Source organism: Cylindrospermum stagnale PCC 7417 (assembly GCF_000317535.1).
GTDB classification, from domain to species: domain Bacteria; phylum Cyanobacteriota; class Cyanobacteriia; order Cyanobacteriales; family Nostocaceae; genus Cylindrospermum; species Cylindrospermum stagnale.
Genome location: NC_019757.1, coordinates 1,384,945 through 1,408,633 on the forward strand (window position 1 = coordinate 1,384,945; position 23,689 = coordinate 1,408,633).

Sequence of the window (23,689 nt, forward strand, 5' to 3'; positions counted from 1 at the left end):
ATCGACTGTTTTTAGCCTTTGTAACAAATTAAAATAGGAATCGGGCAAAATTGATTTTGCAATTTTAGCTTCCCGATTAATCGTCATAATCACTACACCTTTTCGGAATTAAAATCCAAGCTACTAATAATGAAAATTCTCGCAGATAAGACCGTGCTTTTAACTGGTGCTTCACGCGGTTTGGGAGTATATATTGCTCGTGTTCTAGCAAGAGAACAAGCAACCATAGTCGGTGTTTCTCGTTCAAAGTCAGGGCTAGATAAAACATCTGATGAAGTCACAGCTTTGGGAGGTAAATTTATCGGTTTTACCTTTGATTTAAAAAAGGTAGAAGAATTACCTATCCTAGTACAGCAAATTAATAAAGTTGTGGGTCCAGTTGATGTATTAATTAATAATTCTGGGATAGAGCTTTATCGAGCTTTCGCCGATTATTCTCTAGAGGATCTCCAGTCTGTCTTAACAACTAATCTACTGTCTGCTATCGAATTAACCCGTTTGTTATTACCAAGTATGTTAGAGCGCGATAGTGGACACATTGTTAATATTGCATCTCTGGCTGGTAAAAAGGGAGTTCCTTACAACAGTATTTATTCAGCTACTAAAGCTGGTTTGATCATTTGGACTGATGCTCTGCGCCAAGAATTAGCTAGTACTGGTATGAATATCTCAGTGATCTGTCCAGGATATATCTCCGAAACTGGAATGACTTTTGATAGTCGCATACCTGCTCCTAGATTAGCGGGTGTTTCCACACCAACAGAGGTGGCGAATGCAGTCATTAAAGCTATTAAGCAAAATGAAGCAGAGGTGATTGTTAATGAAAGTCGGATTACAGAAAACCTGACCAAAGTAATGTTTGCTATTGGACAGCTTTATCCGCAATTTTTAGATGCAGTTTATCAGTGGCTTGATGTAGTTAATTTGAATCAAAAGCGGGCGAAAAGTTTTCTCAAAAATCGATATCAACGTGTCAGTAAGTAACAGTTTAAACTTGTCAGTTTTTACTGAGTAGACTGCCTGATATTCTACCCAATTTTAGTGACTAAATTACATGAAACTTACGGAACAAAAGCTTCTAATTTCTGGAATTGATGGGTTTATCGGCTTGCGAACTGCCGAGTTAGCCCTAGGACAGGGGATGAAAGTGCGTGGTCTACAACACACCTCAGATAAAGCCAAAAAAGCGCAAAACCTAGGCGCCGAGATCATTGTTGGGAGTATAAATGATGCTGCTACTGCCCAAAAGGCTTGTCAAGGTGTGGACATTGTTCTACACATGGCTGAAGTTGCTAACGAAAGTGGGTCACTCGACTATTTTCGTGAGGTAAATGTAGGCGGTACTGTTAACCTAGCTAAAGCCGCCAAAAATGCTGGTGTCAAAACCTTTGTGCATCTTTCAAGTGTGATGGTCTATGGCTTTAACTATCCCAACGGCGTCACAGAATCGGGACCGCTCTCAGGCGAAAATAATCCTTACTGTCAGACGAAAATAGAAGCTGAAGAAGCAATTTTGCAACTGAATGCCCCACCAGATTTTGGCATCATTATTATTAGACCAGGGGATGTTTATGGGCCAGGAAGCATCCCCTGGATAATCCGACCGCTTCTGTTAATGCGCCAAAAATTATTTGTGCATGTAAACGATGGCAAGGGAGTGATCAATCATATATATATAGATAACCTGATTGATGCCATATTTTTGACTATAGAAAAAGAAACCAACGGTGAAATTTTTAATATCACTGATGGGGAAGAAACTTCCTGGAAAGAGTATTTTACCCGCTTGGCAGAAATTGAAGGTTTTTCTAATTTTATATCTCTGCCAAAAGATGAACTCAAACTACTTTTGCAAGTGCGCCACCAGGGACAGAAACTTTTTGGTAAAAAAGCTGATATTTTGCCGGAGTCTTTAGATTTTCTGACTCGACCCTACGCTTATTCTATTGCTAAAGCAAAAACTCTGCTGGGTTATCAACCAAAAATTGACCTAAAAGAGGGAATGCGACGCACACGAGAATGGCTGCAAAAAACTGATATCCAAAAATTGCTGCCATAAGTTTGTGACTGAATGACTATTTTACCTGCATCCGCGTTGCCTTCCAGATGTTTTGCTAAGTGATGTAGCCGGATACTGTGGCTTGTTAATTAATTTTGTTATGAACCTGATCCGCTTGCTTTTACGTACTTCCTCACTTCACCTTTGTCTTGCGATGTTGGCTGGTATTTTTAGTGGTGGTAGTGCTGCTGGTCTAATTGCTCTAATTAACATAACATTAAGTCAAAATCAGCCATCTACAACTATATTAGTTTGGAGTTTTTCCAGCCTCTGTCTATTGCGACTAATTGCTAATTTTGCTTCTCAAGTGTTGTTAATCAATCTTTCGCAAAAAGCTATTCTCGACTTGCGGATACTCTTAAGCCGCCGCATTCTTGCTTCCCCCTTACGTCACTTAGAACAAATCGGCGCTCATGGTCTTTTACCCGTCCTAACTGAGGATATCCAAACAATTTCTAACACAGTTATTATTATTCCTTTTTTGTGTATCAACAGTGCAATTGTCATTGCCTGCCTGATTTATCTCGGCTGGCTCTCCAAAATTGTTTTTGTTGTAGGTATTAGCTTTATGTTCTTGGGAATATTCAGCTATTTACTACCAATGATGAAAGCTATGTCTGCTTTTAAATTGGCTCGTGAACAGGAAGATAGGTTGTTTAAGCACTTCCGGTCTATAACTCAAGGCATAAAAGAACTCAAGCTGCATCATCAGCGACAGCAAGCATTTATCTCGGAAGATCTTTATACTACTGCTTTATCATACCGCCGTCATAATGTTGCGGGTATGAGTATCTTTGCTGCTGCTGCTAGTTGGGGACAAATTCTATTTTTTGTTGCTATTGGTTTGCTCTTATTCACATTGCCAAGTCTCAGCAAAATTCATCCATCAATTTTATCTGCATACGCTATAACTATCATCTATATGATATCTCCTTTAGAGTATATTATGAGTATGATGCCAACCGTAGCTAGCGCCTTAGTCGCCTTAAAAAAAGTTGAGTCTTTGGGACTTTATTTGACATTAGAATCAAACGAAACTAGCTATAATAAACTACTTAGTCTAGACAAAAATGGGAAGTGTCTAGAAGTGGTTAATGTAACTCATAGCTATTATCAGGAACGAGAAGAAAGTAACTTTATAATTGGTCCTATTAGCTTGAAGTTTCATCCAGGAGAAGTGGTTTTTATTGTAGGAGGTAACGGTAGTGGTAAATCTACTCTTGCTAAATTAATTGCTGGGCTTTACGTCCCTGAAACAGGTGAAGTTTATCTAGATGGTAAGCTGATTGATAATCAAAATCGAGAGTGGTATCGTCAGCAGTTTTCTGTAGTATTTTCTGATTTTTATCTTTTTGACCGCTTACTGGGCTTGGATCGTAGTGATTTGGATATTCAAACTCAAAAATACCTTGTTCAATTGCAGCTTGACCACAAAGTTAAGGTTAATTATGGCGTGCTTTCTACCACTGATCTTTCTCAAGGACAGCGCAAGCGTCTTGCTCTTGTGACTACTTACCTAGAAGATCGTCCTATTTATATGTTTGATGAGTGGGCATCAGATCAAGATCCTGTATTCAAGGAAATTTTCTACACTCAGCTTCTGACTGAGCTAAAGAATAAAGGAAAAACTGTACTGGTTATCAGTCATGATGACCGATATTTTCACTTAGCAGATCGAATTGTCAAGCTGGAATACGGCAAAGTGAAAGCTGAACATTTAATTAAGGTAGACAATTAAAGCAATGATTTTGAATAAGCTGTTAGTAATTTCTGAGCTTACTTGGAACTTTTTAGGAGAGGATAAACTCGCATTACGGGAAAAACAAGACAGAATTTTGGCAGCAGATGTAAAAGATGTTTTGTCTTGTAGAGCAGCGATTAAGGCTAAAACTAATAATGTTTTTGACAGTACAAGAATATTAGGAATAGTAGCAGCTACCACAGGAGCCGAAAATTATTTACCATATACTATTCCTAAAATTATTCAACAAATCTCTGAAATAGGGATGATGGCTGATATAGTAATTGGTCTAAATAATGGCTTTGAATGTCCGACTGTGATCGACCGATTTACTTTGATACCTGGTATCAAAGTAATTCATCTATATACGGGAGAAAAATTTGCTGACAATATTCCAGCTAAAATATTTGATAATTTGGTCTGTGAAGGTGAACCCTATTATTTAAGAAACCTTGATATTCAAAAATCCAAACATAGGATTTTTGTTGTCCATCAAAAAGAGGGGAGATATTCAGCGGGTAAAATTAGAATTTTGGGAGATATTTATGGCTCATTATTTCTCAAGAGCATAGATAGTGGATGGATACCCCCAGCAATTATGGTAACTTTTGATGCTGAATCTCAGTTTTTAGTTCAACAAAAGAATTCAGTTATTGATTTAGATTCTAATGGCTTGAAGTTAATAGTTGGCGACCTGCAAAAGCATCAAGAAAAAGATATTTTGGGTGCGAAAGATAAGTTTGCTATTTTCCAAAAAATCACGGTAAATGGCATCGAAGTTTTTATGCCTAATCTCACAGAAGAACTGCCTCCTATGCAATGGTTTATAGATATAGCTCATGGTAGATATAGTGGTTTTAAGTGGAAACCTGGAGGAGGCACATTTGGTAGATTTGATGCCATAGTTAGCTTATTAGCCGTAATTTCTGAAAAATATCCGGGGATCAGAGTTGAAGACAGTCATTTCACTATCTTAGCCAAGCATGCGGGCTTTGTAGGTGACATCTTTATGAATACTGTTTCTACTAACAGAAGCCCTAGTATTACAGATATGACAATCGATAAGTCACCAAAGAAAGCTTGGATAGAACAAATGTATAGATGGGTAGCTGGTTTTCAGGCATTGAAATTACTTTATGGAGAACATAATATTAAGACGGTTGGAGATGAAGGCTTTCCTTGGTTTACTCTAACTAACCCGATTGAATTTTTGAAAAAGGTGATGGAGAATGAAGAAATAAACGTAGATACAGTAATTAAGAAAATTAAATATTTAGCGATCGCATTTTTCACGTTACGACAAATCAGGAAGAGGAGCAGAGAAAACCCTGATATTCTCCAAGGCAGTGGGGCAAAGGCTTTTTGGTGAAGGTGTCTATCTGTGGGGTACTTTACATAATCCTAGTTATTGGCAGAATTTTTTTAACGTAGACGCGTAGCGGTAAGTCAGCGCTGCGGCAGGGCGATGTCTTGCTGCTTGACAACATTCTCATGGCTCACGGTAGGCGTCGGTTTCAGGGAAGAAGACGGATACTAGTAGCGCTCATCAAGAATAGTTGGTAGTCATTAAGGCTCAATAGGGATTCCAGAAAGATGGAAATGAGAAACACCTGCTAAATCATTACTAGACAAACCCTAATAAATTCACGAGATAAATCGATACTAAACTTATGACATATACCAACAAAAAAGTCTCAAGTCTAAATCATTTATTCAAAGGGATTAATCAGGTATGTATAGTAACAAATGATTTTGAAAAAACAGTTTATGGGCTTTCAAAAGATTTAGGTATTGGACCTTTTAAGTGTTGGAATCATAAATCACCTGTTCTTTTTAATTCCAAATATTATGGGCATGGAGTTGATTTTAAAATGAAATTAGCTATTGCTTGGGTTGGTAAAACTCAGTTTGAGGTTATTCAACCTTTAGAAGGTCCAAATATTTATAGAGATTATCTCAAATCTCATGGTGAAGGTGTTCAACACATCTTACTAGACACTGGTAATTTAAGCGTAGAGCAAACAATCAAAAAATTGGCTAAAGTTGATTGTGGCGTGATCCAAGAGGGTATGCTCGATATTAAAATCAAGCTTGGCTTTCTTAATCTCCCTTCTACTCCGCGGTTTTTGTTAAACTTATTAAGTCCTAAATTTTTCTATCTTGATACAGAATCTCTAGAAAAAATAACCGTTGAACTCTTACATTTGCCGCTTTTAATATCGCATCAGAGAGGTATTAATATCGGAAGGGAGGAGTACTGGATTCCGGAAGGAAATACTAATTTTAATAGTTTGTTAACAAATAAATTTATTAGTGAAATTTTCAAAATTGGGATTGTAACTTATAATCTTGAGCAAACAATTTCTAATTATGTAGAACGGATGGGAATTGGACCTTGGAAAATATATAACCTCAAATCACCAAGACTTTCACAGACTAAACTACGTGGCAAAAATATCAATTTATCTATGCGAATGGCTGTCACGTATGTTGGTAATACTTTATTAGAAATCGTGCAGCCTTTGGAGGGTTCGAGCATATACAATGAGTTGCTGTCAAAGCATGGTGAGGGCGTTCATTATATCGGAGTTAGTAGCGAAAATCTCAATTTTCATGAATTGATAGAGCATTTTGGTAAGTTGGGCTGTTCTATAGCTATGGAAGGAAAGCTAGAAAATGCATATGATTTTGCCTACTTGGATACAAAATCTTTAGCTAAGACGATGATGGAAGTGGTATCTGTGCCAACTAAGGAAATTTCGGTAGCTCTTGAATCTCTGAAGCCGGACAAAATCTATCCTGATTTAGGTTGATTGAATATATTGGCAAATCTCCTGAATTAATTAGGAAGATTACTAAACTGAAATTTAATTAATCGACCAGATTTTTTGTGATGCAGTTTGACAGTTTTAAGGCAAAAAACTTTATTAGGAAATCTTCGATTTTTTATAAACCTTCCTTGTTTGGTATCTAGATGTAAGGTTAGCTATGAAAGAAATAATTAATCAGAAAAATATTGCATCTGTTAAGGCTACGTCTTTTGAGAGTGCTGATGCACTGGTGTCTCGACTTACTAACCGCAAAGATGCTTGGATTCATCTGGGAATTCCAGAGCGGATTACCTATTTACGTTATTGCTTAGATGGAGTTCAAAAAGTAGCTGCTAAGTGGGTTGAGGTAACTTGCCAAGCAAAAGGAATTGATCCAACTAAGCCTTTGGCCGGTGAAGAATGGATGGCTGGACCAATGATTATCCTGCGAAATTTACAGCAGCTGATCCGAGCTTTGGAAGCGGGTGGTCAACCCAAGCCTAAGCGTTGGAGTACTCGCTCAGATGGACAGGTGGTGGCTCAGGTACTTCCTGAAAGCTTAATGGACAAGATTCTCTGGATGGGGTTTAGTGCGGAGGTTTGGATAGAACTTGGTAAGTCTCCTACTCAAGGAGCCATCTACCGAAAAAAACACGCTTTAGGAAGGGTGACGCTGATTTTGGAGGCGGGAAACAATTTGTCACTTAGCTTGACGGACACGTTATATAAGTTGTTTGTCGAGGACCAAGTGGTGATTCTCAAGATGAGCCAGATTAGTGATTATGATGGGCCTTTTGTGGAGGAAGCATTCAGGTCATTGGTTGAGGATGGTTTCTTCAGCGTGGTTTATGGTGATGCTGCATTAGGAAGCTATCTCTGCCACCATCCGGAAATTGATACTGTTCACATGACGGGGTCGGATCGCACTCATGATGCTATTGTTTGGGGAAACACATTTGAAGAGCGATCGCATCGTCAAGCGATAAATCAGCCTTTGCTGACGAAGCCGATCACCTCTGGGTTAGGCTGTGTGACTCCTGTTTTGGTGGTTCCCGGACGCTGGTCAAAGTCGGATCTGAGGTTTCAGGCTCGGCATGTGGCAAGCATGGTAACTCATAATGCGAGCTTCAATTGTGATGCGGCTAAAGTGTTGGTGACTGCTAAAGGATGGGAGCAACGTGAGGCTTTTTTGGCGGCATTACACGAGGAGTTAGCTGCTATTCCAACTCGTAAAGCATATTATCCAGGTGCTAGAGAAAGATATCTTGGTTTTCTCGACCAATATCCCCAAGCTCAACCCCTTGTCTCTGCTGATCAAGAGTGTATACCCTGGACAGTGATTCCTGATGTACCTCCAGTGGTGGGAGAATATGCACTGAATTATGAGGCTTTTTGCGGTTTGTTAGCCGAAGTTAGCTTAGATGTGAGCGAACCAGGGGAATTTTTAGCTAAAGCTGTGAATTTTGCTAATGAAAAGGTGAAGGGGACGCTTTCTTGTGTTTTATTGGTGCATCCGACAACTGAAAAGGCTTATTCGACTGAGTTGGATCAAGCGATATCTTTACTGCGCTACGGTGGGATTGGGGTAAATATTTGGACAGGGATTATTTACGCTCTAGGGGTGACGACTTGGGGAGCTTTTCCTGGGAATTCTCTAACAAATATTGGCTCTGGACGTGGGGTGATTCACAATACTTACCTGTTTGACTATCCGCAAAAATCGGTTGTTCGTTCACCATTTAGAATTTTTCCAACACCGGCTTGGTTTGCAACTCACAAAAACTTACTACAGCTTGGTGAACGAATTACTGAATTTGAGGCAAATCCTCGATGGAGTAAACTTCCGGGTGTAATTTTGGCGGCGCTAAAAGGATAAGGGGAAGCTAGATAATTTTACTGATTGGCAGGTGTAGAGTAAAGGTACTTCCTTGGCCGAATTCGCTGGTAACTTCTAGGCTACCTTGGTGTGCGATCGCGATCGCGGCTGCAATTGGTAAGCCTAAGCCAGAACCACCTGTATTCCGAGAGCGATCGCTATTTACCCTCCAGAAACGCGCGAAAATTTGCTGCTACAGGTTGCATTGCGATCGCTGCTAACCACCAGCTAACACCACCGACTAAAAGCATCGAAAGCGGTAATCCCAGCAACAAAACGAATTTGGTAGCAACCAGATAATCATCATAATCTTTGAGACTGCGCTCGACGATTAAATTTCCCCAATCGCGGTTATCTTGAGTATGCAGAGATAGAGAAAGTTGTTGATAGCGTTGGTTTGCTGGTGGTTGAGCACCCGCGATCGCTTCATAAAGACCAAATCCACACAAGCTGAGAATCACACCCATCACACCACTGTACCAAAAAGCTAACCGCCACCTTGTCTGTTTAAAGAGTTGATTTTGATTCACCGGTCAAATTCAAATGATAGCCAATACCATAAACAGTCTCAATCAAGGGTAGACATCCTTTTTCTTCTAGTTTACGTCTTAACAATCATCCTGCTGATTTCGATAATAAAGCGTCCGCGTACCGTAATCTAATTTAAACTGTTTTAACTGAATTTGTTGGAATTGAAGTTGAGGAGAACGTCGTTGCAAAGCATGTAATCTAGCTAACAATTCCGCCATACCAAAAGGCTTCACCAAATAGTCATCTGCACCAGCATCCAACCCTATCACTTTATCTTCCATTCGGTCTTTTGCTATCAACATCAAAACGGGTAAAGGATTATTTCTCAACCTGAGCCGTTCACACAATTCTAAACCCAAAAATCGTGGTAGCAGCCAGTCAAAGATAGCCAGCGTGTATTCTGTCCATTGATTTTCTAGAAAATTCCATGCTTCATTACCATCTAGCAACCAATCAACTATATATGCTTCTTGATTTAGACTCCGCTTGATAGCAGCACCTAAATCTGGCTCATCTTCGACTAGCAAAACTCTCATAACTGCGGCTACTTATTGAACATTTACCCAAAAATCTGCCGTGTTAATTTTACCATTGCGATTAAATTGCATCCAAATTTTATATGTTCCTGCTTGAGGAAATTTCGTCATAAACTGCACCTGTCCCTCTGGGGTATCTTTAAGAGCATGAGCATGGATATAATCAGATACTGTTAGCGGAGATGAACTTTTGATGATGACTAAATGTCCTTTTTCGCCTAGATATGGTTGTAAATCTTTAATAGGCTGATTGTTTTTAGCATCCTTGATATCAAACTTTAAGGTAACTTCCTTACCAGCCTTGATAGTTTTATCAGCAGGAGTGAGATTTACCTTAGTACTAGATAAGATTTTAGTCTTCTCAAACTTTTCCAAATCTTTAGGAAGTGGAGTTGAGCCAGGAATGGTGAGTTTCATTAATGAAACAGATTCCTTATTTCCCGAAGGTTTGTAATCACTAATTAGGGTATAGCTTCCAGGAGTAGGAAAGCTAGCATTCACTTCAAAACGACCATTACCTTTGTAGTCAGGGTGAACATGGTCGAAAGATGCCAGGTCTTCTCTGACAACAATTAAATGCATTAATTTCTCTTGAAAAGTGTCAAACTTGCTGACAGCTTTTCCCGCAGAATCTCGAATATCAATCACTAAAGGAGTAGGCTGATTTGGACTAATATTGTTGACCGCAGTCAATTTAGCCTGGGTGATGACTTGAGATTTTTCTCCCTGCTTCATCTCTGCCATTGAGTGTCCTTGATGTTCACTCATTGGACTTTGACTATGATTCCCTTGATGTGTATTACTTTGAGAAGCAGGAGTTTCACCCGATTTAACAGTTGAACTGCAACCTGAAGCAAAAAGTAAGCTAGTAGCGACAATAATTCCCGTAAACAATCGTTTCATTTTTCCCTTATCCCTGACTTAAAATTTAACGTTTAAACGAAAATCGACCGTTCACTTTCTCACCTTTAATTTCTGAAAGTATCACCACTTGATACTCACCAGATGCTAATTCAGGTAAGAGAGCCTCATAGTGTTCATCATCCGCATCATAGACAAGATTCAAGGTTTTTTTGCTGCCGTTTGGAGTTTGTATTTGAGCCGTCACTTTAGCATTAGGAACCGATGCATGGTTATCACTTGATAGAAGATAAAAATCTAAATGAGTTCCCTCACTTTCCTGATCCGGAACAAATTCTAAATGATACTTACCAGCTTCTACAACTTGACCCCCTTTATTTGGTTTAGAGTGATCAGTTTTAGTTACAGGTTGAGGTACGGGTTTTGATGTGGTGTTAGCTGGAATGCTAGAATTAACAGTTGGTTCACTGTTATTGCAAGCACTCAATAAAAGCAAACTCATACTACCAAAAACCACGAAACCTAATTTGACTAATTTCATTAACTTGACTCCTGATTTGTGGGTACTAACTTTTGAGTTCTGCTAATTCTGGGTTCTATTGCAGTCCTGTCTGATTTGTGTTGACGAAGGGAGCGCGACTGTGCATAAATCATTTTTTAACAAACCGCAGAGGACGCAGAGGACGCAGAGAGAATAAAGGAGGAGGTGAGGAAATTACAGCATTTGGAATGTGAATGGAATACATATCTTGTAGAGGCTTTGCATGCAACGTCTCTACATTGTGGTCTAATCAATCGAAAACTGCTGTAAGCACCCTTTAAAATAAGTGGTTGGGGGGATCTTCGCGAGATCCAAAAGCTAACTGAACAGTATCGAGTTTGGATGCTGTTGTAGTCTGTTTAGGAAATAATATCTCCCCAAACTGAGCATATAAAGCCGGAATCACCATTAATGTCAAGGCTGTAGAAGTGAATAAACCCCCCCAAAAACTACTACAGAAAGCGGTTGCAGAATTTCCTTACCCGGCCCACCCTCAATAACTAAAGGAGCTAAACCCAAAGCTCAGGTAAAAGCTGTCATTAGAATAGCATTGAGTCTTTCTAGAGAACCTTTAATTAAAACTTCTCTTAATAACATACCTTCAGCAAATTTGCTGTTGTAATTGTCTACAAGTAGCAATCCGTTACGAGTAGCGACACCAAATAAAGTTACAAAACCAACTAATGAAGCAATAGAAATAATTCCCCCAGTCAAAGCTACAGCAATAACTCCCCCTACCAAAGCCAAAGGTAGGTTAATCATAATCATGATAGTCGAGGGGATAGATTTTACTGAGATATAGGTAATTAACGTGATTGCTACACAAGCTATGGCGCTAAAAATTAAGATGTTTTGTGTAGCTTTTTCTTCTGCTTCAAACTATCCAGCATATTGGATATAGTAATCGCTTGAAGAAATTTGCACTTGTTGCTGAACTTTGGCTTTAATTTCGTTAACTACAGAACGTAAATCTCTACCTTTGGCGTTAGCAGTAACTACAATCAAACGAGAAACATTCTCGCGGTTGATGGTATTTGGCTCAGTCCCATATTTAATTGTAGAAATTTGGGATAAAGGAATTTTATCACCAGCAGGAGTATCAATTAATTTTCCTCCACCCTCTTCCTTTCCTCCTCCGCGTCCTCTGCGCCTCTGCGGTTCGTTAAACTCCCTCTTCCCACCCAAAACCCATCCATAGCCAACACCCCCCCAAACAGCAAAACCCAGGGGAGTAATGACGCACCAGTAGTGCCGAGTTCCTAGAGTTCTCCAGTTCAGCTTTCACCGCGACAACCCGCGCTTCACCAACCACAGCACCAATTACAGCAATACGTCCGCTAAAGCTTTGATTTGGCAAACTTGTCACTGTAACTCTGACACTTTGGCCAACTTTGATTTTCTTTAAATCTTTTTCATAAACATTAGCTGTCGCCAACACTCGACTATCATCTAAAATCGTCATCAACGGTTTGCTATCCGAATCAACCGTTACCGTTTCCCCCAGAGTCACCGCCCTTTCTGCAACTATGCCAGAAATCGGTGCAACCACCGTTACCAGTCCCTTAGCATTGGCACCTTAGCATTGGCAATAGTTCCCAATTGTTGCAACCGCGCCTCATAAGCAGCACTGCTGAGACGAATTCGCGATTTAGCCACAAAAACAGATGCTTGAGCGCGTTTGAGTTGAGCTTCAGCTTCGATGACTTCCCGGCGGCTAGAGGCTTTAATGAGTTGAGATTTACCAGCGGCTAGATGAGCTTGAGATTCCAGCATTTGGCGACGTGGCAGCGCTCCGGCATTCACCAAATCGCGATCTGCGCTTCGCAGCAGCGCTTCGCGATCGCGATCGTACTGTTCTTGAGCTACTTTAAGTTCAATTCTAGCTTGGGCAATGTCAGCAGTAGCAATTTTACCCTGACGTTCTAGGTTTTGTTGAGCTAGCTGCAAATCAGCTAAAGCTTGTTGCCAATCTGCCTGCGCTTGAGCGCTTTTTTCCTGAGAGCTAACGCGCAATTCTGCTAAATCGGGACTAGATAAAACCGCAACAAAAATGAAATCAGAATGAAATTGGCCCTTTTTTAGCAATTAATTCCTAAAAATGCGATTTTTTCTGTATTTTTATCATTTCAAATTTAATATGGAATACACCTTCTGCAAGAATAAGCGTAAAAATTTCAACAACCAAATTACAGATTTTTTATTGTTGATAGACAAACTTAAGTAACACTAAGTCATTTTTTGAACTTAAGGATTGTCTTGGTTTATATGCTACGATAAATATCAATTAATCTCTCTAAAGATAGTTGATTGCTTCAAATATTTTATCTACTAAGCTTAATACCATATTTTTGGATGTTTGGACACATCCGATAGGAAGATGACTAGAAAATATAGTAGATTTAAATTAATCCTGGTGTGTCGAATAACTGCTTTCTATGGAGGTTTAGCCGAGGGCTAAACCTTTTTTATTTTTAATAAAATAATGCTGCGATATCAGCATTGATAATATTTACCTACCTCCTCTCGGCTGATTACTTACTCGGCTAAAAGAGCTAAATTATTCTCACTAACATCTACTTTTACTCAAGGCTTGGTGGTGCACCAAGCCGTTTTTTATTTTTGTTTGGTTAATTTATTGCCAGTCATCATTACCCCCGGACAATTACTGGAAGTTATAAATAATATATACAACTGGAAGCCAATAGAATTATTGTTACCAAAAACCTGGAAATTTTCACCAGTTATCTTTTTTAAAGCCCTCTAATTCATTGGTACATTATGCTTTTTAGTTAATTATTGAGTTGAGATAATTAAGTATAATTTAATCTTGAATCTAGGAAATACTAGTATTAAATAAAATTTTTCTCAGTATGTAGATTCATCTCTAACAGTTGGTAGGATATTTGTACACATCCTATAGATAGATGAACTTAAGTCAGAGAAAGTCTATATTAATTGCATATGGTAAACACTTGGTATATATCTAGGTTTGGCTTGGAGCCAAGCCTTTTTTGTAAATAAGATCCAGGTTACATTCAAGAAATTTTTCTGATGTATTTCCTGAATGTAACTTTGTCTAATTTGGTAATTTACATCCTGGCTCAATGTTCAGTCTTGCTCAGATCATTCTCTAGATAGTTTTACTATCTATTCTCAGAGGTTACTATTCGGTGATTAATGCCTGAAAAACGTGTATTTACCCTGGAAATATATCCAGGGTATTATTTTTTAGTAAATTTTAGATTTTGGTTTGATATATATCATAGACAAATCATCTCTCCTCGAAGCGAGAATAAATTCATTACCGATGTTTGTCTGCACTAAATTTATCGAAGTTTGCTAGTGAACTAAACCTTTTATTATTTCTGAGATCGGGTGACTGATTTGATATCATTTTTAAGAAAATTTGTACACACCAAATAGGAAGATGAACAGAAGTAAAAGTGAGTATAAATTAACTTCATATGGTAAACACCTGGTATACATCAAGGCTTGGCTACGAGTTAAGCCTTTTTCCTACTTTTGGTATATACTTAAATTAATTTATACTCCAAAAGTAGAATCTTTCCTCATCTCACCTAGTAGTTCCTTATCAGTTTTGAGGATATTTGGACACATCCTATAGGAAGATGATATGTGAGCCGAGTAGAACTAAATTAATTTAGTACGTTGTTAAGCACAGCAATTATAAAGGTTTGGTTCGCGACCAAACCTTTTTTTTTGAATATGTAAACATATAAGGGACTATCAGTTTTTAGAATATTTGGACACACCCTATAGGAAGATGAACTAAAGCGAGAGTCGGTCTAAATTAATCTTGGTGTAGTAAATGCTTGGTATGGATAGAGGCTTGCTTGAGTCAAGCCTTTTTTCATGTTTGCAGCACAACTTAGAAAACTGCTTTTACTGTCCAACAAGGGTGCGTAGACGCAGATTGGCTGATTGTCAGCGATGGGCTACACCCCGCCTTCTTGCGATGGGCTGCGCCCCGCTGGAAGCGATCGCATTTACGTTGCTCTAATTCCGCGATTTCTCATCACCAAGGCTAATGCTGACGTTAAAAATCTAGTCAAGGATGCTACCACTGATGGAAAAAAATGTAGAGACGTTCCATGGAACGTCTCTACAAGGGTTATGGATAATGCAGATTTAAATTCGGTCGATGTCTATTCAACCAAGAACAAAATCATCCCTACGCCTTAAACGTCAAAACCGGACTCAACCGCGCCACAACACCCACCATTTCCGCTTCAACTTGGATATCAATCACAGACTGAATCGGTTTGTAGGCTGCGGGTGCTTCCTCAATGCGGCGTTCTTCGCGCAAGGTGATGCAGTCAACTCCGGTTAATCCTAGTTCGGCTTCAGTTTCCGATGCACCTCTGCGGTTAAGGTCGAAACGAGTCCGAATTCTTCCCGCTCCATGTGATGCAGAATGAGAATATGCTGGATTACCTTTGCCTACCATCAAGTAAGAATAATCACCCATCGAACCAGGGATAATTACTGGCTGTCCTGGATGAGCCGGACAAGCACCTTTTCGCGTTACCCAACCCTGACCGAATGGTAAGGTGATATTGTGAGGCAAATCATAAACTAGCGGTGCTTCTACATCACCGTAAACTTCCCGCAACCGCAACCGCAGCAATTCCGCTAACAGCAGACGATTGATAAAGCCGTAGTTAGCAGCAGTTGCTTCCGCTTGCAGATAACCGGCAACAAGTTCGGGGTGAGAATGAGTAGAAAGGGGAAAAATTTGAGATTCAGGATACTTTAAACCCTTTTGCCATGCGGCTTTAGCTTGATCTCGCCACATTCCCCCGATATATTTACCCACATTCCGCGAACCAGAGTGAATCATCAAAGCTAGCTGTCCCTCATGCACTCCCCAGGCGTAGGCTAAAGCGCGATTTTCAACTTTGTCAACTCGCTGCACTTCGACAAAATGATTACCACCTCCTATGGTTGCTAGTCCACCATCGCGCACTATTCCCGCATCGGGAATCAGTTCTTCTGGTGCAAGTCGCCAGTCACCATCCATTGAACCGCCTAAAAAAATGTTGTCGCATTCTTGCGAAAGTTGTTGCCAGTTAGACTTGACAAAACTCCCTGTAGGTGAGTCTAGCATCGCATCCAACCAACCAGGAACTCCATACTGGAACAGCGATTGCATGGTTTTGGCTGTCATGGTGACATCTCGCGTACCGAAGAAGTAATCTCCCTTGATTAGTTCGACAAAGCGATCGCGTTTTGCTAAGAATTGATCAATAGTCAAATCGGCGACGTGTAAACGCATCCCGCAATTAATATCAGAACCGACAGCGGCCGGAATAACTTGTCCTACGGTTTCCACTACGGAACCAATAGCGATACCTGCATCACCAGGGTGAAAGTCAGGGGTAGCACAAGCACGACAAACGCAACCACCAGCAGGGTGGCGGACGTTTGCTAAATTCGCTAGCTGTTTCAGTGCCTTTGCTTCTACAGGGAAACCTTCCGGTAGTAGGACTTCGGCCGCTGGAGCATTTGGAGAATTAGTTAAACGCACAGAATAAGTGCTGTTTTGATAACTTACATCTAACCCCTGACGCCCTAAAGCACGCAGGAGACGTTGGAGATTTTTTGGCTGCATGAAATTTACCAGAGCCTTAAACAAGACTCTTCGTTTTGAAGTGATAAACGAGACAGGGGTTCAGCAGCCGCGTCTCAAGTGGTAGGGAGGTCGTTTCCCGGAATTGTGGGGAAAACAACAGGTTATTTTTGACTAATGTGTTTATATCGCTGTAATAGCACATATCGTCAGGGAGTGACAAGTAGAAAACAGTGAATAAATTTTACGTTTTGTTAAAGAAATGTAAAATGTACTTAACTCTCTAGCTAACTAGAGGGTTTAGGATGAATTTAAGGCGATTCTCAGCTAAAAACTAGAAATTTTTGACTGTTTACAGATGCGCCCCAGACGTCCAGCTTAGTTTCGCACTTGTTGTTCACTTTATCTGGTAAATCTGATGACACTCCAACTGACAGTTCCCAACATGGCTTGTTCTGCTTGTGCTAACAACATCACCAAAGCACTCCAGACAGTCGATGCTAACGCCAGTATTCAAGCTGATCCTCAAACCAAGCTTGTCAGCGTAGAAACTCAAGCTTCAGAAACAGCAATTAAGGAAGCGTTGGCTGCTGCTGGCTATCCCGCTAACTAATTTCCTTTCTGAGTCAAGATGTGCTAACTGCATAGAACTGACGCGTTGAGTACCAGATTTAGGGGCAATTCATGAATTGCCCCTAAGGTAAATTGAGGGTTTCGTGTCCGTAAACGTAAGTCCTATTGCACTCAAAACTCAACACTTAAAATTACTGATATGGATAATCTGACGCTCAAGCTCCGGGGCATGAGTTGTGCTTCCTGCGCCAATAATGTCGAACAGGCGATTCTCTCTGTTCCTGGGGTGATTGATTGCAACGTTAACTTTGGAGCAGAGCAAGCAACCATTAAGTACGATCGCCAACGAGTCAATTTAGAGAAAATCCAAACCGCTATCGATGCAGCGGGATACTCATCTTACTCACTCGATGATCAAAGCATGGGTGAAGACGATGCCGAGAAAGCGAGTAGGCTAGCAGAAAACCGGGAACTTACCCTCAAGGTAATGGTAGGCGGTGTAATTAGCATTTTCCTGTTTTTGGGGTCATTGCCAATGATGACTGGGCTAAATTTACCTTTGATTCCCGGATTTTTGCATCATCCTTGGGTGCAGTTGGTGCTAACAACTCCCGTTGAGTTTTGGTGTGGTGGGTCTTTTTTCCGCAATGCTTGGAAGTCTCTTAAACGCCGTACAGCAACGATGGATACACTGATTGTGTTGGGTACGGGTGCAGCTTATCTCTATTCTGTGTTTGTGACGATTTTTCCTGGGTTTTTGCGGGATAAAGGCTTAGAAGGTCACGTTTATTATGAGGTGGCGGCGATTGTCGTCACCTTAATTCTTTTGGGGCGATTTTTGGAAAGTCGCGCTAAGGGACAAACTTCGGCAGCTATCCACAAACTCATGGGACTGCAACCGAGAAATGCCAGAGTGATTCGGGGTGGGGTGGAGATGGATGTTCCCATTGGGGAAGTTGAAGTTAATGATCTGATTTTGGTGCGTCCTGGGGAAAAGATTCCCGTGGATGGCGAGGTGATTACGGGGGTTTCCACGGTAGATGAGGCAATGGTGACGGGTGAAAGTCTGCCTGTGAAAAAGCAGCCAGGGGATGAGGTGATTGGGGCAACGATTAACGGTGCGGGTGCGTTTGAGTTTCGGGTGACAAGAGTCGGTAAAGATACGTTTTTGGCGCAAATTGTCAAATTGGTGCAAGAAGCTCAAGGTTCTAAAGCACCGATTCAGCGCTTGGCAGATCAGGTGACGGGGTGGTTTGTGCCGGCTGTAATGGCGATCGCGATCGCTACTTTCATTATCTGGTTTAACTTCACTGGCAACTTTACTCTCGCCACAATCACAATGGTGAGTGTGCTAATTATCGCCTGTCCCTGTGCTTTGGGTTTAGCTACCCCCACCTCTGTCATGGTGGGAACTGGCATTGGTGCGGAAAATGGCATTTTGATTAAGGGCGCCGAAAGCTTGGAATTAGCGCACAAAATCCAAATTATCGTTCTCGATAAAACGGGAACTTTGACTCTGGGTAAACCCACAGTGACAAACTTTGTGACTGTCAACGGCACAGATGCCAGTAACGAACTCCAGCTTTTACAATTAGCTGCAACGGTAGAAAGGAATTCTGAGCATCCTTTGGCCGCTGCGGTGGTGAAATATGCCCAATCTCAAGAGGTGAGTTTATCCGAGTTTGCGGTAACTGAATTTGCATCTCAGACAGGTAGTGGTGTCCAAGGTATTGTTGCTGAAAATCTCGTACAAATTGGGACACAACGCTGGTTAGCAGAATTAGGAATTAACACCGATACTCTCCAGCAGTATCAACAGGATTGGGAAGCCGCCAGTAAAACAGTGATTTGGATAGCTGTAGATGGTGAGTTACAAGGGGTCATGGGTATTGCCGATGCCCTGAAACCGTCGTCAGCAGCGGCAGTGAAAGCACTACAAAAGTTAGGTTTAGAAGTAGTGATGCTCACTGGAGATAATCACCCAACTGCTCAGGCGATCGCCCAAGAAATCGGGATCACCCAAGTGTTTGCCGAAGTCCGACCAGACCAAAAAGCCGCCATGATCCAATCTTTGCAAAATGCCACAGCTTCAAAATCCAAAATTGTCGCTATGGTGGGTGATGGGATTAATGATGCACCAGCCCTAGCTCAGGCCGATGTTGGCATAGCGATTGGTACAGGCACAGATATTGCGATCGCCGCTAGTGATATCACTTTAATTTCTGGAGACTTGTATGCGATCGTTACAGCTATTCAACTCAGTCGCGCCACCATCCGCAATATCCAGCAAAATCTCTTCTTTGCCTTTATTTACAACATCATCGGCATTCCCATTGCCGCAGGAATTCTCTACCCCATCTTTGGCTGGTTGCTCAACCCAATTATCGCCGGCGCCGCAATGGCTCTTTCTTCGCTTTCTGTTGTTTCCAATGCTCTAAGATTGCGTAACTTTCAACCAAAACTCACCCTATAAATTGCCGAGCAATTTCGCCAATGCCTTTCTATCACTGACTAAAAATAGAGACTGAGCCTTTACAGAAAACAGCAATCTCCCGCTCAGTCTCTCATCAGTTAAGAATATCGGATTTGTAGCAGTAACCGATTGGCGGTAGTAGGAGATTTTACTTTGTGAAGACAGGAAGGATCTTGCACAAAGCCAAATCCACTCTTGCCAGTTATCACTACCTCACTATCTTTGCCGTAGTAACTATACACGGCATCATCCGTTTGGAGATTAGAACGCAACAACATCTTTAATGGTTTATTATCGCGAGAGTTTTTAATCATGATGTGAGGTCCAGAATCTGCGTCTACATCTGTAATGTAGAAATATGAGGTCATAAAGTTATAACCCGCAACATCATAATGAAAATTAGTTGGTGGGTATATTTTCTGGATTTCTTCTTCAGACTGGTCTGAAGCAAAACTCCAAGTTAGATGTTGTGTAATCAGCGTCGGCCAATAATTGAGATATTTACGGACTATTTCTAAAAGTAATGGGTCATGGACAAGTTGCTTGATAGCTGGGCAATCGATCACATTACTTACCAAGCCCCGCATCACATAACGCCCGCCTCTTAAACGACCGTTTTGGATATCCTTTGGCACAAATTCATCATCAAAGCCAGGTTCTATAGAAGGTGTGCGAGTGGCAAATTCAAGAATTTCTGACACCATATTGGCAGGCAATTGTAGTCCATAACTTACTGAACTCTCTTCTAAATCTGCCACAAATTTCTCAGTTTCCATACCCGCAAATATAGATTTTTCGCCCATTGCCAAACGCTTAGTGTAAGCAGTAGGATTGAAACTCTGTAATTGGTTTTGGAAAATACTATATCCCTGGCGAAAACTATTAAATCGACTAAAGCGTTGCAAGTAATGCTTTCCTATTCTTTTATGGAAGTCATTTTTTAGGCTAGGCTTGAGTGATTCAGTTGGCGTTATCAAGCTATTCATTAAGTTGGTCATATTGTGTTAACCAGCAAATTTGTTAATCGTTAAAGACTGGATTGATTACCCCGGTGCTTGAACAAAAGGTAGCTGGAAGCTGAATATTAATTATGCCAAAATCCAGCTACTTAAGTATGTTGTTCGACCTTCAGTAATTTTTATGTCGTAACACTTCAGCTACACGAGTTGCTAGTCTAAGGCAAGACTTGTTCCATACCTCAACAAATTTCCAAAGCTTCCTCAAGGCGCTCCTCAACCCAAGCCAGCGTATTGCTTCGGTGAGTTGTAGTAAAGCGCACCGCAAAACATGAGGCGGTTGCTCCTCATAACTGGCCTTGGTCAACGATTTTCGGCTTGCTCGCTGATACCTGGCTGCTATTTTGAATGATGGGACAAATAGTATCCTCTTGCTTACCGCCTGTACTCTTCCAGTCTGACAGTAATTTCCCTATCTCCGAGCGTAAGGTCAATAACTGATCAATTTGGTGATCAATCTGTGAGAGCTTTTCTGCCAACTTTTCTTTGATATCACCACAGGGGGGTTTTCCTTGGTCATACACCTGAAGGATGTCTCGAATTTCTTCCAGACGAAGACCAAGGTGTTGCGCCCTTTTAATGAAGGCTAACCGAGTCAGCACATCCGATGAAAACTGGCGAAATCCTCCCTCTGTACGTCCTAACGACTGGAGTAAACCTAAACTTTCATAATAGCGAATTGTCCTAATGGGGACTCCGCTCTGATCTGTTACCTGACCAATTAAAAGCAGTTCTCTGTCCTGGGTTAACACGGCAGATTTTTCCAACTCTTGTGGTTATTATTACATATTTTAAAAGTTGCTCATTAGATTTTATTCAGATTGAGGGATTTTTTCTGCCAGAAAGTTTCCCAGCTTCTCTAAATCGTCATTGAGTTTGACCAAATGTCGGCATCAGTATCTTGAATTTTTATCTACTTAGAGATTTTACTAAGTTTTTATTTATCAGATATCCGCTCAGAGCAGATGTGAGCTTAAATAAGCATCTATTTTATTGGTAAAATTTAGACATTTATTCAGAATTATTTGAAAATTTAAAATACTAATGTAAGTTGCTAGTTATATTAAGTCAGTGGTGTAGATCTCTGCTAGTACTGAAAGTAACTGTTTTTATTAGGGTCTCGTGCTACTTCTAGATCAACTGCTTCACTTCAAGTGAAACCCTAAAATGAACTTTAACTCGCAGAATGTTAGCTCAACCCGTAAACCTAAAACTTTTAATAACCCAGAGCGTTTTATCGAGGGATGGTATTGGGTAACACCCTCTCGAAATCTGCGGGTGGGTGAGGTCAAACCTATCACAATCTTTGGTAGAGATCTAGTAATTTATCGTGGTAAAGATAAAAGAGCTATTACCTTGGATGCCTACTGTCCACACATGGGTGCTCACCTTGCTGAAGGCAAAGTCGAGGGTAATGAACTGCGCTGTTTCTTCCACCACTGGAAGTTTGATGCTGAAGGGATTTGTGTTGATATTCCCTGTTTAGCAGAGCCTCTTCCTGTGAAGTTAAAAAGTTGGCCCACTGCTGAGAAGTACGGGATGATTTGGGTTTGGACTGGGGAAACCCCACAACAACCTCTACCATTTGTCCCAGAATTGGAAATAGTAGACTGTGTCAGCGCGTTAGGTTCCCACTTCGTGACCAACTGTCACCCTAATGTAGTGATGGTGAATGCTATCGACGCTCAACACTTTAATACAGTTCACAAACTACTATCAGAATTTATCTTTGACAAACAGGAACTGAATCAAAATGCTATTACCTTTAGCAATATTTCATTCAGTGACAAAGATTCTTTTTTGATCAAACTTATCCGTCCCTTCTACAAAAATGCTATTACTTACGATCTTTGCTATTGGTACGGCAGTACTGGCACGGTGACAATTGGCCCCAAGTTTCTGCATTTCCACATTATGTTTGCATTGCGTCTTGTGGAAGGGGGAAAAACTGAGGGTCAGACCATATTTATTGCTAAGAAACGTCAGGGGATTTTCGGTTGGTTGTCTAATCGAGTTGTGCTGTGGCTGACTAAGATTTTGGTTCACTACTTTATTCAGGATGACACCAAAATTTTCCAGACGATTCGGTTTGATTTGAAAACCCCCATTAAGGTTGACCAGTCAATTATGCAGCTAATCAACCATGTTGAAAGACAGAAACCCCTAATGTGGGGAACTTGGAACTTAGCGCGATCCCGTGATGGAGAGAATAGGGAAAACCGCGAGAAATGGCGAGATGATCTCGTTAATGACTAATTAAAGTTAAATTCCTTGACTTTTAACTTTTAATTTCTTCTGTGATCGACTACCACCTCTAACAATAAAAATGAAGTGGCTTTGCCACTTCATCAATTCCCAGGTAGAACCTAGAAATGAGTATAACGACTATGAACTTTTAAAAAAGTATAATTTAACACTGAAAATTTTTATATTTCTGTTTTTTTCGTCGTCTGATCTGAAAAAATTCTGGTTACTATCCTACAGATAACTGTATATTTACATCTCATGATGCCAATGCTGACTCAATCTGATCCAGTTCATCGCTAAGATGTGCCAGTTGTGCTTCTTCTTCCAGTAGCTGCTGTTCTAATTGAAATTTAACTGCTGTACCAGCTTCAATAGATAAATCTGACCACATCCGCTTTACTTTTTGGCTGTGCCTGTCAAATTCTATCTGAAGTGCGTCTAGCCTCGGCTGTAAGCGCCTTTTTTGTCCAGCCGTTAAGCTAGTAGAAACTTCCCTGACCTGAGATAGCTGTATCTGCGCGTTGGCTTGGGTTATTGTTTTACTGGATGCGACCACCGTGACCGAAAATAATGGGATACAAGCTCCGTCCTTCTAGGACGGCTTTTCTTGATTCTTAATATACCGCTTTAAAATTTCTAGCGGCGCACCTCCCACAGATATAGAAAAATAACTAGTACAGCACGGCGCAAATAAACAGACAATTCCAAATTAACAAAACGCTTACGCTGTAATCATTTTGAATTTTGAATTTTGTATCCCTTACGGGAGCCGTAGGCTCTATTTTGAATTCTGCCTTGCGGTACCCGCATATTAATTTTCCCTAAAATCAGCGGT

At 40.7% G+C, this 23,689-nt stretch carries 21 protein-coding genes and 2 pseudogenes; 11 read left to right on the plus strand and 12 right to left on the minus strand.

The genetic code is table 11. From position 1 onward, the window contains the following. Positions 1-129 precede the first annotated feature (129 nt). The 7 genes from CYLST_RS05700 (at position 130) to CYLST_RS05725 (ending at position 8,486) form a co-directional block, all read left to right on the plus strand. Complete coding sequence (locus tag CYLST_RS05700; protein WP_015206758.1) at positions 130-984, plus strand: SDR family NAD(P)-dependent oxidoreductase; 855 nt, start codon at positions 130-132, stop codon at positions 982-984. 70 nt (positions 985-1,054) lie between these two features. Further along, positions 1,055-2,059 (plus strand): NAD-dependent epimerase/dehydratase family protein, encoded by a 1,005-nt coding sequence (locus CYLST_RS05705; RefSeq protein WP_015206759.1) that lies wholly within the window; start codon positions 1,055-1,057, stop codon positions 2,057-2,059. A 100-nt stretch (positions 2,060-2,159) separates the two neighbouring features. Beyond that, positions 2,160-3,797 (plus strand): cyclic peptide export ABC transporter, encoded by a 1,638-nt coding sequence (locus CYLST_RS05710; protein ID WP_015206760.1) that lies wholly within the window; start codon positions 2,160-2,162, stop codon positions 3,795-3,797. A gap of 4 nt (positions 3,798-3,801) precedes the next feature. Then, on the plus strand, positions 3,802-5,169 hold the full coding sequence (locus CYLST_RS05715; protein ID WP_015206761.1) for a hypothetical protein: 1,368 nt from the start codon (positions 3,802-3,804) through the stop codon (positions 5,167-5,169). An 83-nt stretch (positions 5,170-5,252) separates the two neighbouring features. Further along, complete coding sequence (locus tag CYLST_RS36685; RefSeq protein ID WP_157162682.1) at positions 5,253-5,363, plus strand: TauD/TfdA family dioxygenase; 111 nt, start codon at positions 5,253-5,255, stop codon at positions 5,361-5,363. Positions 5,364-5,470: 107 nt separating this feature from the next. Then, positions 5,471-6,613, plus strand: coding sequence for a VOC family protein (locus CYLST_RS05720; RefSeq protein ID WP_015206762.1), 1,143 nt, complete (start codon positions 5,471-5,473; stop codon positions 6,611-6,613). Positions 6,614-6,788: 175 nt separating this feature from the next. Beyond that, positions 6,789-8,486 carry an aldehyde dehydrogenase family protein gene (locus CYLST_RS05725; RefSeq protein WP_015206763.1) on the plus strand — a complete coding sequence of 566 codons (1,698 nt, stop codon included), beginning with the start codon at positions 6,789-6,791 and terminating at the stop codon, positions 8,484-8,486. A 7-nt stretch (positions 8,487-8,493) separates the two neighbouring features. Here CYLST_RS05725 and CYLST_RS36690 read toward each other — a convergent pair whose 3' ends face one another. The 8 genes and pseudogenes from CYLST_RS36690 to CYLST_RS36700 form a co-directional block, all read right to left on the minus strand. Beyond that, positions 8,494-8,673, minus strand: coding sequence for an ATP-binding protein (locus CYLST_RS36690; protein ID WP_425389080.1), 180 nt, complete (start codon positions 8,671-8,673; stop codon positions 8,494-8,496). Continuing rightward, positions 8,645-9,016 carry a hypothetical protein gene (locus CYLST_RS05730; RefSeq protein ID WP_041232975.1) on the minus strand — a complete coding sequence of 124 codons (372 nt, stop codon included), beginning with the start codon at positions 9,014-9,016 and terminating at the stop codon, positions 8,645-8,647. The genes CYLST_RS36690 and CYLST_RS05730 overlap by 29 nt, the downstream gene beginning before the upstream one ends. Next, a pseudogene (gene rppA / locus CYLST_RS05735) lies at positions 8,994-9,553 on the minus strand (two-component system response regulator RppA). Before rppA ends, CYLST_RS05730 begins: the two are co-directional and overlap by 23 nt. Before the next feature lie 12 nt (positions 9,554-9,565). Next, positions 9,566-10,456: a hypothetical protein gene (locus CYLST_RS05740; protein WP_015206764.1), complete on the minus strand. Its 891-nt coding sequence runs from the start codon at positions 10,454-10,456 to the stop codon at positions 9,566-9,568. 25 nt (positions 10,457-10,481) lie between these two features. Beyond that, the gene (locus tag CYLST_RS05745) at positions 10,482-10,955 is read right to left on the minus strand and encodes a hypothetical protein (RefSeq protein ID WP_015206765.1); all 474 of its coding nucleotides are present in this window, start codon (positions 10,953-10,955) and stop codon (positions 10,482-10,484) included. Between the two features lie 277 nt (positions 10,956-11,232). Next, positions 11,233-12,062 (minus strand): annotated as a pseudogene (locus tag CYLST_RS33120) (efflux RND transporter permease subunit); the annotation flags it as partial. A 55-nt stretch (positions 12,063-12,117) separates the two neighbouring features. Beyond that, the gene (locus tag CYLST_RS36695; RefSeq protein ID WP_051056099.1) at positions 12,118-12,504 is read right to left on the minus strand and encodes an efflux RND transporter periplasmic adaptor subunit; all 387 of its coding nucleotides are present in this window, start codon (positions 12,502-12,504) and stop codon (positions 12,118-12,120) included. A 2-nt stretch (positions 12,505-12,506) separates the two neighbouring features. After that, positions 12,507-13,040 (minus strand): HlyD family secretion protein, encoded by a 534-nt coding sequence (locus CYLST_RS36700; RefSeq protein ID WP_051056100.1) that lies wholly within the window; start codon positions 13,038-13,040, stop codon positions 12,507-12,509. A 1,866-nt stretch (positions 13,041-14,906) separates the two neighbouring features. Here CYLST_RS36700 and CYLST_RS35090 point away from each other — a divergent pair. After that, complete coding sequence (locus CYLST_RS35090) at positions 14,907-15,158, plus strand: hypothetical protein (RefSeq protein ID WP_041232978.1); 252 nt, start codon at positions 14,907-14,909, stop codon at positions 15,156-15,158. Here CYLST_RS35090 and CYLST_RS05770 read toward each other — a convergent pair. Continuing rightward, positions 15,148-16,587, minus strand: coding sequence for an RtcB family protein (locus CYLST_RS05770; protein WP_015206766.1), 1,440 nt, complete (start codon positions 16,585-16,587; stop codon positions 15,148-15,150). The genes CYLST_RS35090 and CYLST_RS05770 overlap by 11 nt on opposite strands. Before the next feature lie 376 nt (positions 16,588-16,963). On the opposite strand from CYLST_RS05770, the gene CYLST_RS05775 reads away from it, so the two are divergent. Both CYLST_RS05775 and CYLST_RS05780 read left to right on the plus strand, forming a co-directional pair. After that, a complete protein-coding gene (locus CYLST_RS05775; RefSeq protein WP_015206767.1) occupies positions 16,964-17,158 on the plus strand; it encodes a heavy-metal-associated domain-containing protein in 195 nt (64 codons plus the stop codon). Between the two features lie 159 nt (positions 17,159-17,317). After that, the gene (locus CYLST_RS05780; protein WP_015206768.1) at positions 17,318-19,591 is read left to right on the plus strand and encodes a heavy metal translocating P-type ATPase; all 2,274 of its coding nucleotides are present in this window, start codon (positions 17,318-17,320) and stop codon (positions 19,589-19,591) included. A 98-nt stretch (positions 19,592-19,689) separates the two neighbouring features. Here CYLST_RS05780 and CYLST_RS05785 read toward each other — a convergent pair whose 3' ends face one another. Further along, positions 19,690-20,589 carry a hypothetical protein gene (locus tag CYLST_RS05785; protein WP_015206769.1) on the minus strand — a complete coding sequence of 300 codons (900 nt, stop codon included), beginning with the start codon at positions 20,587-20,589 and terminating at the stop codon, positions 19,690-19,692. 305 nt (positions 20,590-20,894) lie between these two features. Then, entirely contained in the window at positions 20,895-21,359 is a 465-nt protein-coding gene (locus CYLST_RS05790; protein WP_015206770.1) for a heavy metal-responsive transcriptional regulator, read from the minus strand. A 415-nt stretch (positions 21,360-21,774) separates the two neighbouring features. Here CYLST_RS05790 and CYLST_RS05795 point away from each other — a divergent pair, with 415 nt between their 5' ends. Then, entirely contained in the window at positions 21,775-22,863 is a 1,089-nt protein-coding gene (locus CYLST_RS05795; protein ID WP_015206771.1) for an aromatic ring-hydroxylating dioxygenase subunit alpha, read from the plus strand. A gap of 247 nt (positions 22,864-23,110) precedes the next feature. Here CYLST_RS05795 and CYLST_RS05800 read toward each other — a convergent pair whose 3' ends face one another. Further along, positions 23,111-23,410, minus strand: coding sequence for a hypothetical protein (locus CYLST_RS05800; RefSeq protein ID WP_015206772.1), 300 nt, complete (start codon positions 23,408-23,410; stop codon positions 23,111-23,113). Positions 23,411-23,689: the final 279 nt, after the last annotated feature.